Origin of the sequence: Aquitalea palustris, from assembly GCF_003693445.1 — a bacterium.
Classification (GTDB): Bacteria; Pseudomonadota; Gammaproteobacteria; order Burkholderiales; family Chromobacteriaceae; genus Aquitalea; species Aquitalea palustris.
The window spans coordinates 1-11,447 of sequence record NZ_RFAR01000057.1 but is presented as its reverse complement, the minus strand read 5'-3'; the positions used below and the strand labels follow the sequence as shown (position 1 = coordinate 11,447).

13 protein-coding genes are annotated in these 11,447 nt (G+C 57.8%); 3 read left to right on the top strand and 10 right to left on the bottom strand.

Translation table 11 applies throughout. The features are described from left to right. From ftsB to pyrG, 4 genes are all read right to left on the bottom strand, one after another. Nucleotides 1–291, bottom strand: a complete 291-nt coding sequence (gene ftsB / locus EAY64_RS13815; RefSeq protein WP_059284867.1) for a cell division protein FtsB — start codon at nucleotides 289–291, stop codon at nucleotides 1–3. An 8-nt stretch (nucleotides 292–299) separates the two neighbouring features. Beyond that, on the bottom strand, nucleotides 300–1,583 hold the full coding sequence (eno, locus tag EAY64_RS13810; protein WP_103525331.1) for a phosphopyruvate hydratase: 1,284 nt from the start codon (nucleotides 1,581–1,583) through the stop codon (nucleotides 300–302). Nucleotides 1,584–1,691: 108 nt separating this feature from the next. Next, nucleotides 1,692–2,543: a 3-deoxy-8-phosphooctulonate synthase gene (kdsA, locus tag EAY64_RS13805; RefSeq protein WP_103525330.1), complete on the bottom strand. Its 852-nt coding sequence runs from the start codon at nucleotides 2,541–2,543 to the stop codon at nucleotides 1,692–1,694. A 2-nt stretch (nucleotides 2,544–2,545) separates the two neighbouring features. Beyond that, nucleotides 2,546–4,186 (bottom strand): CTP synthase, encoded by a 1,641-nt coding sequence (gene pyrG / locus EAY64_RS13800; protein ID WP_103525329.1) that lies wholly within the window; start codon nucleotides 4,184–4,186, stop codon nucleotides 2,546–2,548. Between the two features lie 268 nt (nucleotides 4,187–4,454). Between pyrG and rpmB the strand changes: the two genes are divergently transcribed. From rpmB to EAY64_RS13785, 3 genes are all read left to right on the top strand, one after another. Beyond that, a complete protein-coding gene (gene rpmB / locus EAY64_RS13795) occupies nucleotides 4,455–4,688 on the top strand; it encodes a 50S ribosomal protein L28 (RefSeq protein ID WP_011137003.1) in 234 nt (77 codons plus the stop codon). Nucleotides 4,689–4,722: 34 nt separating this feature from the next. Next, nucleotides 4,723–4,878, top strand: a complete 156-nt coding sequence (gene rpmG, locus EAY64_RS13790) for a 50S ribosomal protein L33 (RefSeq protein ID WP_028453358.1) — start codon at nucleotides 4,723–4,725, stop codon at nucleotides 4,876–4,878. A gap of 233 nt (nucleotides 4,879–5,111) precedes the next feature. After that, complete coding sequence (locus tag EAY64_RS13785; protein WP_103525328.1) at nucleotides 5,112–5,825, top strand: type 1 glutamine amidotransferase; 714 nt, start codon at nucleotides 5,112–5,114, stop codon at nucleotides 5,823–5,825. A 23-nt stretch (nucleotides 5,826–5,848) separates the two neighbouring features. On the opposite strand, the gene EAY64_RS13780 is transcribed toward EAY64_RS13785, so the two are convergent. The 6 genes from EAY64_RS13780 to EAY64_RS13755 all read right to left on the bottom strand — a co-directional run. Then, nucleotides 5,849–6,718, bottom strand: coding sequence for a uracil-DNA glycosylase (locus EAY64_RS13780; RefSeq protein WP_226034251.1), 870 nt, complete (start codon nucleotides 6,716–6,718; stop codon nucleotides 5,849–5,851). After that, a complete protein-coding gene (gene rimI, locus EAY64_RS13775; protein WP_103525327.1) occupies nucleotides 6,715–7,152 on the bottom strand; it encodes a ribosomal protein S18-alanine N-acetyltransferase in 438 nt (145 codons plus the stop codon). Before rimI ends, EAY64_RS13780 begins: the two co-directional genes overlap by 4 nt. After that, entirely contained in the window at nucleotides 7,149–7,817 is a 669-nt protein-coding gene (gene tsaB, locus EAY64_RS13770; protein WP_103525326.1) for a tRNA (adenosine(37)-N6)-threonylcarbamoyltransferase complex dimerization subunit type 1 TsaB, read from the bottom strand. Before tsaB ends, rimI begins: the two co-directional genes overlap by 4 nt. Before the next feature lie 33 nt (nucleotides 7,818–7,850). Continuing rightward, nucleotides 7,851–9,074, bottom strand: a complete 1,224-nt coding sequence (locus EAY64_RS13765; RefSeq protein WP_103525325.1) for an EAL and HDOD domain-containing protein — start codon at nucleotides 9,072–9,074, stop codon at nucleotides 7,851–7,853. Nucleotides 9,075–9,099: 25 nt separating this feature from the next. Beyond that, nucleotides 9,100–11,031: a chemotaxis protein CheA gene (locus EAY64_RS13760; RefSeq protein WP_103525324.1), complete on the bottom strand. Its 1,932-nt coding sequence runs from the start codon at nucleotides 11,029–11,031 to the stop codon at nucleotides 9,100–9,102. A gap of 44 nt (nucleotides 11,032–11,075) precedes the next feature. Beyond that, nucleotides 11,076–11,447: protein phosphatase CheZ (locus EAY64_RS13755; RefSeq protein WP_147456231.1), on the bottom strand; the 372-nt coding region annotated here is incomplete at its 5' end.

The window sequence follows — 11,447 nt, the reverse complement described above, 5'->3', positions numbered from 1 at the left end:
TCAATGTTTAGCAGAGGCAGCCGGATCCAGTAATTGAAAAAATACCTCACCATTGCGGATCATACCAAGTTCGTTGCGCGCTCTCTCCTCAATCGCATCCGTTCCTTGTTTCAGATCACGTACTTCGGCATCCAGTGCTGCATTGCGGGCTATCAGCTTTTGCGTGACGGCCCGCTGTTCCTGCAGTTGCTTGTCCAGCTGCCAGACCCTGAGCCAGCTCCCCTTGCCAAACCACAAGGGCCATTGCAAGGCGATCAGCAGGGTTACCAGAGTCAGGGTCAGCCAGCGCATAGTTCAGCTTATTTCAGATGGTAAAAGGCGGCACGGCCCGGATAGTAGGCAGCATCACCCAGCTCTTCTTCGATACGCAGCAGCTGGTTGTACTTGGCCATACGATCCGAACGCGACAGCGAGCCGGTCTTGATCTGCATGCAGTTGGTGGCTACGGCGAGGTCGGCAATGGTGCTGTCCTCGGTTTCGCCGGAGCGGTGGCTCATCACGCTGGTATAGCCGGAGCGCTTGGCCAGATCAACTGCTTTCAGGGTTTCGGACAGGGTGCCGATCTGATTCACCTTCACCAGCAGCGAGTTGCAGATGCCGACTTCGATGCCCTTGGCCAGAATTTTCGGGTTGGTGACGAAGACATCGTCGCCCACCAGCTGGATGCGCTTGCCCAGACGGTCGGTCAGGATCTTCCAGCCGTCCCAGTCGTGTTCGCTCATGCCATCTTCGATGGAGATGATCGGGTAGTTGTTGACCAGGGTTTCCAGGTAGTCGGCAAACTGCTCGGAGGACAGTTGCAGGCCTTCGGCGGTCAGGTGGTACTTGCCATCCTTGTAGAACTCGGAGGAGGCGCAGTCCAGCGCCAGCATTACGTCCTGGCCTGCTACGTAACCGGCAGCATCGATGGCTTCCAGAATCAGCTTGATGGCATCTTCATGGCTGGCCAGATTGGGAGCGAAACCGCCTTCGTCACCCACGGTGGTGGCGTAGCCCTTGTTGTCGCACAGTTTTTTCAGGCTGTGGAAGATCTCGGCGCCGCAGCGCAGTGCTTCACGGAAGGTTTGCGCGCCAACCGGCATGATCATGAATTCCTGGATGTCCAGGGTGTTGTTGGCGTGAGCGCCACCGTTGATCACGTTCATCATCGGCAGCGGCAGGGCCATCGGGCCGGCACCACCCAGATAGCGGTACAGCGGCAGGCCGGCGTCTTCGGCTGCAGCGCGGGCCACGGCCATGGAAACGGCCAGCATGGCATTGGCGCCCAGGCGGGATTTGGTTTCGGTGCCGTCCAGTTCGATCAGGGTCTTGTCGATGAAGGCCTGGTCGGCAGCATCCAGACCAATAATGGCTTCACAGATTTCAGTATTGATGTTTTCTACGGCTTTCAGCACGCCCTTGCCCAGGTAGCGGCTCTTGTCGCCGTCACGCAGTTCCAGTGCTTCTTTTTCGCCGGTGGAGGCGCCGCTGGGAACAGCTGCGCGGCCCATGACACCAGATTCCAGCAGTACATCGGCTTCAACGGTGGGATTGCCGCGAGAATCGAGAATCTCGCGGGCCACTACGTCAATGATCGAACTCATACTTGTCCCCTTCAGTTGCTTTGCTAGGTTAACCGTATCACCACCGGCCAGCCCTCTTGAGACGGCTGGCCGCAGAAAACTTGTTACCACAAATGGAACGAAAACGTATTACAGCGAGTGTTCCGGCCAGGCACTTTGCTTGACCAGGCTGTCCAGTTGCTGCAGCGTGGCCAGCAGTTCCTTCATGCGGCCCAGCGGCCAGGCATTGGGGCCGTCGGACATGGCACATGCCGGGTTGGGGTGGGTTTCCATGAAGATGCCGGCAATGCCCGCAGCGACGGCGGCGCGCGCCAGTACCGGCACGAATTCACGCTGTCCACCGGAAGAACTGCCTTGTCCGCCTGGCAGTTGTACCGAGTGGGTGGCGTCGTAAACGACCGGGCAGCCGGTTTCGCGCATGATCATCAGCGAACGCATGTCAGATACCAGGTTGTTATAACCAAAAGACACGCCACGTTCGCAGCTCATGAAGCTGTCTTCCGGCAGGCCGGCTTCCAGGGCAGCGGCGCGGGCTTTATCGATGACATTCTTCATGTCGCCCGGTGCCAGAAACTGGCCCTTCTTGATGTTTACCGGTTTGCCGCATTGCGCAACTGCACGGATGAAGTCGGTCTGGCGACACAGGAAAGCCGGGGTTTGCAGCACATCCACCACGCTGGCAACCTGGGCGATTTCACTCTCTGCGTGCACATCGGTCAAGACAGGAACGCCGATCTGGCGTTTTACTTCGTCCAGGATACGCAGGCCTTCATCGATGCCAAAGCCGCGAAACGAGGTGCCGGAAGAACGGTTGGCCTTGTCATAGCTCGACTTGTAGATGAAGTTGATGCCCAGTTCGCTGGTGATTTCCTTCAGCTGACCGGCAGTGTCCAGCGCCATCTGTTCGCTTTCGATCACGCAGGGGCCGGCGATCAGGAACAGGGGCTGGTTGAGGCCGACTTCGAATCCGCACAGTTTCATGCTTATTTCCCTTGCTTTTCAGCCTTGTAGTCGATGGCTGCCTGCACATAGGCCTTGAACAGCGGGTGGCCATCGCGCGGGGTAGAGGTGAATTCCGGGTGGAACTGGCAGGCAAAGAACCAGCGGTGGTCTTTCAGCTCGATGGTTTCCACCAGTTTTTCATGACCGGCGGAACGGCCGGAAATGGTCAGTCCGGCAGCTTCCAGGCGCTGTACGTAGTAGTTGTTGACTTCGTAACGGTGGCGGTGACGCTCGACAATATCAGTGGCACCGTAAACGCGCGCCGCCAAGGAACCATCCACCAGATCACAGTGCTGACCACCCAGGCGCATGGTGCCGCCCAGATTGGAGTTTTCATCACGTTTTTCGATCTTGCCGTCGTGATTGACCCATTCGTCGATCAGGGCGACCACCGGGTAATCGGTGTCGAGGTCGAACTCGGTGGAGTTGGCACCGGCCAGACCAGCCACGTCACGCGCGTATTCGATCAGCGCGATCTGCATGCCCAGACAGATACCCATGTAGGGGATATTGTTCTCGCGGGCAAACTTTACCGCCTTGATCTTGCCTTCCACGCCGCGCTTGCCAAAACCGCCCGGTACCAGGATGGCATCCATGTCTTTCAGCGATTCGGCACCATCACGTTCGATGTCTTCGGAGTCGACATAAATGATGTTGACCGCCGAGCGAGTGTGGATGCCGGCGTGTTTCAGCGCTTCGGACAGCGATTTGTAGGATTCGGTCAGATCGACGTATTTGCCGACCATGGCGATATTGACCGATTGTTCCGGATGCTCGATGGCGTCGATGATGCGCGCCCATACCGACAGATCGGCCGGCGGAATGTCCAGCTGCATGTGTTCGGTAATGATGTCGTCGATGCCTTGCTCGTGCAGCATCGCCGGTACCTTGTAAATGGAGTCGGAGTCATAACAGCCGATGACGGCGTTTTCTTCCACATTGCAGAACAGGGCGATCTTGCGCTTTTCATCGGCCGGCAGTTCGCGGTCCATGCGGCACAGCAGGATGTCCGGCTGGATACCGATTTCGCGCAGTTCCTTCACCGAGTGCTGGGTCGGCTTGGTCTTGATCTCACCAGCAGTTGCGATGAACGGCACGTAGGACAGATGCACATACATGGTGTTCTTGCGGCCCAGGTTGGAGCGCAGCTGGCGGATGGCTTCCAGGAAGGGCAGGGATTCGATATCACCCACGGTGCCGCCGATTTCGACGATGGCCACGTCGGCATCGCCGGCGCCCTCATGCACCTTGTGCTTGATTTCGTCGGTAATGTGCGGAATGACCTGAACGGTGCCACCCAGGTAATCGCCACGGCGTTCCTTGGTGATGACCGACTCGTAAACCTGACCGGTGGTAAAGTTGTTGCTCTTCTTCATCTTGGACTGGATGAAGCGCTCATAGTGGCCAAGGTCAAGGTCGGTCTCTGCGCCGTCTTCCGTCACGAATACTTCACCGTGCTGGAAGGGGCTCATGGTACCCGGATCGACGTTGATGTACGGGTCGAGCTTCAGCATGGTGACTTTCAGCCCGCGCGACTCAAGAATGGCAGCAATGGACGCAGCGGCAATGCCCTTCCCGAGGGAAGACACCACACCGCCGGTTACGAAGATATACTTGGTCATGGAATTACGGCTCTATGGGAATCCGGGATTTTAACCTGAAATCGCTTGGATTTGAACCGCCATGGCAGCGCTTGTTGCAACAATGAATGCAACACTTGCCTCGGGCAATTGCATGTTGCACTCGCGTGTTTGTGGTAATTCCGTTACAATCCGCCCCGACTGTTTCATATACGAGATCGTGCTTTCTGCGGAAAGTGCGCATCATGCTTGAATCGCTGGCTTTTTTCATGGTATAAAGCCAGCTTTTACCGGTTTTGGGAGTGTTAACATGGCGCGTGTTTGCAAAGTCACCGGCAAACGTCCGATGACCGGGAACAATGTTTCCCACGCCAACAACAAGACGAAACGTCGTTTCCTGCCGAACTTGCAGTACCGCAAGTTCTGGGTAGAAAGCGAAAACCGCTGGGTGCGCCTGCGCGTATCCAACGCTGCACTGCGTACTATCGATAAAGTTGGTATCGATGTAGTGCTGGCAGATCTGCGCGCTCGTGGCGAGATCTAAGCGGTCAACTAGATAGCGACAGATAGGTTATACAATGCGCGATAAAATCAAGCTTGAATCCACCGCCGGCACTGGCCACTTCTATACCACTACGAAGAACAAGCGCACGATGCCGGAAAAAATGGAGATCAAAAAATTTGATCCCGTTGCCCGTAAACACGTTATCTACAAGGAAACCAAGCTGAAGTAAGCTTGTTTTTCGGTAACGTTCAAGAGCCCTTCTCTGGTGCACGGAGAAGGGTTTTTTATTGCCTGTCGTGCACTGGTTCATGATGTTGTTTCCACGGCTCACTTCTGCTGGTCTCTTGGTGATTTGATCAATTATCAATTCATCGTCGCTGTAAATTCATCTATATTGGCTTTTTTCATTTTTTTGTGATCACTTTCTGCCGGTTGTGTGCAAGGTGAGCATGAGGAGACGATGTGAAGCCCATCGCCATTATTCAGCATGTATCGCTGGATGGACCGGAATATTTTCTCGATTATCTGAACCGCCAGGCTATACCTTCGTGCATTTTCAAGGTCTATGCCGGGGATGCGCTACCCGAGGATGTGACGGCCTATGCTGGTATTGCCACGTTTGGTGGCCCAATGAGCGTCAACGACGAGTCAGAGCATGGCTGGATTCTGCCAGAGATCGATTTTTTACGGCGAGCGGTGGCTGCCAATGTGCCGGTAATTGGGCATTGTCTGGGTGGCCAGTTGCTGGCACGGGCGCTAGGTGCGCTCGTCCGCAAGGCGGAGATTCCGGAAATCGGCTGGATCGATCTGCAAGCCGAGTCGGGAGTCGCGGCGGCGGAGTGGTTTGGCGAGTGCTCGTCCTTGCGTGTTTTTCAGTGGCATAGCGACAGTTTCGACTTGCCGCAGGGGGCAAGTTTGCTCGCCAGCAGTGCTTATTGTCGCAATCAGGCCTATCTGTACGACGGTCGGCACCTGGGCATGCAGTTTCATTGCGAGGTGAAGGTTGAAATGATCCGGCAGTGGTTGCAGGTGGGTTATCAGGAGATCAATGCGCATGACCTGCCCAGTGTCATGTCGGTGGCGCAGATTGCCGCTTCGCTGGAAGAGGGAATGCCACAGAGCCACAACCAGGCCGATGCGATCTATAGGCGCTGGTTAAAGGGGGTCTATGGCTGATGCTACATGGCCTGAAGGCGCAACTAACTGCTGAGGCGGCTAAAGTGCTGTTTGGCCAGCACCATGTCTTGCCAGGCTTTGGCCTTGTCCGGCAGATTGCGCAGCAGATAGGCCGGGTGATAGGTGGCAATCAGCGGAATGCCCTGATACTGGTGTAGCTGACCACGCAGCTTGCCTATGCTTTGCTCGGTCTGCAGCAGGGTTTGCACGGCAAAGCGGCCCAGCGCCAGGATCAGGGTGGGTTGTACATGGCGGATCTGCTGTTGCAGATAGCTGCTGCACGCCAGGATTTCTCCCGGATTGGGGTTGCGATTGCCTGGTGGCCGGCATTTCAGCACATTGGCGATATAGACATCGTTTTCACGGTCCAGCCCGGCGGCGGCCAGCATATTGTCCAGCAGCTGGCCGGCCTTGCCGACAAAGGGCTGGCCTTGCCTGTCCTCTTGCTCACCTGGCGCCTCGCCGATCAGCATCCAGCGGGCCTGCGGATTACCGCGGCCAAATACAGTCTGGGTGCGAGTGTGGCAGAGCTGGCAGTTTTGGCAGTTTGCCACAGCTTGTTCCAGCTGTTCCCAGCCCAGCTCGACCAGTGGCTGGAGCGATGCCAGTGGCTGCTCCGGGCAGTCAGTTACCTGGGGGACCGCTGAGGCAGGGGCCGCGGTACTAGCCACTACCGCTGCGCCTGTCTCCATGGCCGGGGCGGGTAGGTGATCTTCGGCCAAGGTCAGGGGGGAAGGCAGCGTATCTGCAACCGGCGGCAGGCTGGCTTGCTGCTGTGCCGATTGCATGGCTTGCCTGTCCAGTTCGGCTGGATGCTGTTCAAACCAGCCGCTGCGAGCCTGCCATTGCGGGCCAAGGCCGATGGCCTGCTGGATAAAGCTGCTGCGCTTCACAGGCTTGCCTCCATCAGGATGGCGTGTTCGCGTTGACCATCCTGGCCGGGGTAGTAATTTTTGCGCAGGCCGGATTCACGAAAGCCACAGCGCTGATAGAGTGCCCGCGCCGGGGTATTGCTGGCACGTACTTCCAGAAACAGGCGCTGACAGCCCTGTTGTTTGAGGTCTTGCATCAGTCCTGTCAGAAGTCGTCGGCCCAGGCCGCGGCCCTGCTGCGGCGCGGCGATGACAATGTTCAGCAATTCGGCCTCATCCAGTATCGGCATCACCACGGCAAAACCGGTTTCTTGCTGACCAAGGCAGTAAAATGCGTGGCCGGCGCTGATGGAGTCCTGATAATTGCCTGCGCTCCAGCCATGCTGTGTTGCGGCGGCCTCCATTGTGGCCAGGTCGCCGGCAGAGGACGGATGATAGCGACGGACGCTGCTCATCCCTTCAGTGCCTGCTGTTCGATCGAGGTCAGCGCGACTTTGTTGCGGACATACAGCAGCTCGGCTTCGCGCGGGTGTTGCATGGGGTAGCGACCGCTCTGTGCCAGCGCGATGTGGGCGCGGGCATCGGCACGCAGCACGCCGCTATGGCGAATTTGCTCACGTTGCCCAGCGAGCAGGGCAGGGTAGTTTTCAAAACCATCGCCTGCTACTTGGCTGATGCCTTCTGGTAAGACCACGGCCTGGGGGTCTTGCAGGGTGATCGGTCCCTGGCGTTGCCAGTGCGCGCCGGTCTGGTAGACCGCACAATACACTTGCTGCATGCGCGCATCCAGGCAGACCAGCAACTGGTCGGCTTCGCTTTGCTGGGCGACGGCATCCAGTGTGGGAATGCCGATGACCGGCAGACCTGCTGAAAAAGCCAGTCCTTGTGCCAGGCCACAGGCAATACGCAGACCGGTAAAAGAGCCTGGCCCCTGCCCGAAGACGATGGCGTCGAGCGCTGCGAGTTTGATGCCTGCCTGTTGTAGCAGGCTGTCGATTTCCGGCAGTGTCCGTTCCGCGTGTTTTTGTCCCATTTCCTCATGAAAGGCGTACATCTCGCCATCCAGGCTGAGGGCCAGGGACAAATAACTGCTGGAGGTATCAATGGCTAACAGTTTCATCGAGGAGTTCGGAACCGGCTGAAGGGCTGGCAATTATAAGCCCAGATCCTCTACCCATGCGAGTGCGGCGACGTGGGCCTGATTGAGCTGCTCGGCGCTCAGCTTCAGCTGTGCCGACAGCTCGACCACTCCGGCCAGTTGGCCATCTTCACAGCTGCAGGTCAGTTGCAGCAGCGCACCCATCTGGCCCTTGCGTTCCGACAGGGCTTCGATCAGGGGCACCGGCAATTGCAAGTGTTCCAGAATATTGGGCATGGGCATGTCGAACAGCACATCCAGCAGGCTGAACATGCCGACAATGAACAAATTGTCGCAGTCGTCATGATTCAGTCCCAATTGCTCCCCCAGTAACTCCATGAAGCGGCCACGGGTCACGGCGGTTTTTTGCAGGGCTGGCGGCGCACGGCCATCATCGGAGGCGGTGACCAGCAGCAAGGTCAGCCAGCGGTAGAGCTTTTTGTAGCCCAGCACGGTGACCGCATGCGAGAAGGAGCTGATGGTGGTGTTCAGCCCGGCTGCGGCAGAGTTGACATAGCGCAGCAGCTTGAAGGACAGCGCCACATCGCGCTTGAGGATCTGCTCCACCTGGCGCAGGTCAGCATCCATGCGCAATAGGTTGAGCAGTTCCAGCGCATTGCTGAAAGTGGGGTGAATCACCCGTGCTGACAGGGTTTCCGGTTTGGCAAAGTAGTAGCCCTGAAAGCCATCCATGCCCAGTTCCTTGCACAGATGGTATTGCTCATGGGTTTCCACCCGCTCGGCAATGCGGATCACCGGATAGCTGCGCAAGCGGGCAGCCAACACCTGGAAGTGGTTGGTATTGCGATTCTGGATATCCAGCTTGACGTAGTTGGCGAACTCCAGAAAAGCGGCTGACTGGGCCTCGAAGGAGAAGTCATCCAGGGCAATGCCAAAACCCAGCGAACGCAGATGGCGCGCCCGCGACAGCAGTTCGCTGGAGGCGCTGATGTCGGGGGCGATATCCAGAATCACGCGGCGCGGTGGCAGCAGCTCCAGAAAATCGCTGGTCAGCATGGCTTCACCAACGTTGATGAAGGCCAGCTTGTTGCCGATCAGCCAGCTGGTTCCCATATTGTTCAGGGTGTTGACCAATACCTGGGTATCCGCCTGCAGCTCGCTGTGCGGACCTGCCGAGTTGGCTTCCTCGCTTGCACGAAAAAGCAGCTCATACCCGATGAGCTGCTGGTTACGGTTCAATACCGGTTGTCGGCCAATGAAGGCGCTTTGTGAGGTCATTAAAACTTGCCAGTTCTGGTTTTTCTTATACGGAGATCAACTCCGAGGTCCGGACTTGGCCGTTGGTGCCATCGCTGGAGCTGAGCAGGTCTTCCATGTCCAGCACCAGTACCACCGAGCCGTCGCCAGACAGCGTGGCACCGGCCACACCCTTCGGACGAATATTCTGCAGCGGTTTGATGACAACATCGTCACGGCCGACAAAGGAGTCGATGGCCAGAATGAAGGACTTCTCGGCGGACTGCATCAGCACGCCAAAGTAGGGCTTCTGCGTCGGTTCCCAGCCCAGCAGACCCGCCAGGGTGCGCAGTGGCAGGATTTCGTCGCGCACCACGATGGTGGGCTTGCCAGAGACTTCCTGGATGGCGTTCGGATCGATGGTGATGATCTCGCGCACCATGGCCAGCGGTACGGCAAAGGGCTGGTTGCAGGCACGTACCACCAATACCGGCAGAATGGCCAGGGTTAGCGGCAGCGAGATGCTGATGCGGGTGCCTTCGCCCGGCAGCGAATTGATATCAATGCGGCCGTTCAGCTTCTGGATATTGGTTCGCACCACGTCCATGCCCACGCCACGACCGGAAACGCTGGAAATCTGGTCCTTGGTGGAGAAGCCCGGCATGAAGATGAGCTGCAGGCACTGCTTCTCGTCCAGGCCGTTGGCGGTTTCCTGGTCGATCAAACCCTTTTCGATAGCTTTGCGACGCAGGGCATCCGGATTCATGCCCTTGCCATCGTCGGTGATTTCGATCTGGATGTGATCACCCACCTGCTCGGCAGTCAGCTGGATCAGCGATTGCGGCTTCTTGCCGGCGGCAATGCGTTCTTCCGGCGATTCCACACCATGATCGACGGCGTTGCGTACCAAGTGGACCAAAGGATCGTTCAGATCTTCGATCATGGTCTTGTCCAGCTCGGTTTCTTCGCCGGACAGCACCAGTTCCACTTCCTTGCCCAATTGACGGGCCAGGTCACGTGCCAGACGCGGGTACTTCTGGAACAGGCGGCCGATAGGCTGCATGCGGGTCTTCATCACCGCGTTCTGCAGGTCACCCACCAGCAGGTCGAGCTGGCTGATGGCTTCGTCCAGCGAGCGCAGGGTGTTGCCGTCGCGATTGCCCTGCAGGATTTCCGTGCGCAGGGTGGTCAGGCGGTTTTTGGTGAGGCCGATTTCGCCGGACAGGTTGAGCACCATGTCCAGGCGTACCGTATCGATACGGATGGTGTTTTCCTGCGGGCCACTGCTGTTGCCCGCGCTGCTGGGCTGCTTGTTGGCAACAGCTTTGCTGGCAGGCTTGGCTGCGGGAATGTGTTCTGCGGCGGGCAGCAATTCCTGTACCGGAGTCGTGGCCACGGCAGCAACAGGTGCGGCCGGTGCAGGTGCAGCTGCCGGTGCTGTCGGCGCGGCGGCAGCTTGCGGCACGATGGCCTGATGCAGGGCGTTCCAGTCCGGGCCGTCTGTGGCTGCTGCAGTTACCGGAGCCGGGCTGGCCACAGCTTGCGCTACCGGGGCCGGCGCTACTGCGGCAGGAGCCGGGGCAGGGGCTTCTGCCTTGCCGGGCATTTCACCGGCCAGTACGGCATCCAGTGCATTGAGTACGTCGGCATCGGCATCGGCCACCATCAGGCCTTGACCAAGGGTGCCGAACATATCGCGCACAATGCCGGTTGCATCCAGAATCACGTCCATCACTTCCGGCGTGATGTGCAGCTCGCCGTTGCGCAGCTTGTCGAACAGGTTTTCGGTGCGATGGCACAGATTTACCATCGGACCCACGTTCAGAAAGCCAGCTCCGCCCTTGATGGTGTGAAAGCCCCGGAAAATGTCATTCAGCAATGCCTTGTCTTCAGGACGCTTTTCCAGTTCCACCAGCTTGTTGTCCACATCGGACAGCAGATCGGTGGATTCCATCAGGAAGTCTTGTAGCAGTTCTTCCATGCCGCCAAAATCGCTCATTTTCTCACCCCGCTTATGCCGCTAACACGTTCACCGCTTTTTGTTTAGAAGCCCAGGCTTTCCAGCAGGTCATCGACCTGCTGCTGGCTGGACACCACGTCCGTTCTGCCTTCCGGATTGACCACCGGTCCATTCAACAGATTATTGTCCAGCTCGGCCTTCTTCGAATCCGGAGAGAATTCGATCAGGAAGGCCACCAGTTCCGTTTCCAGTATATGCACCATATCCATCATTTTCTTGATGACTTGGCCGGTAAGGTCCTGGAAGTCTTGTGCCATCACGATTTCCAGCAACTGGGTATTGGTGGCCTGGGTCTGTTTCGGAACGTGGCCGAGGTACTGACGGGTATCCTCTGCCAGGTTCTTGAATTCGGCAGTCGACAGCTGGTTGGCATAGAGCAGGTTCCAGCGTTCCGA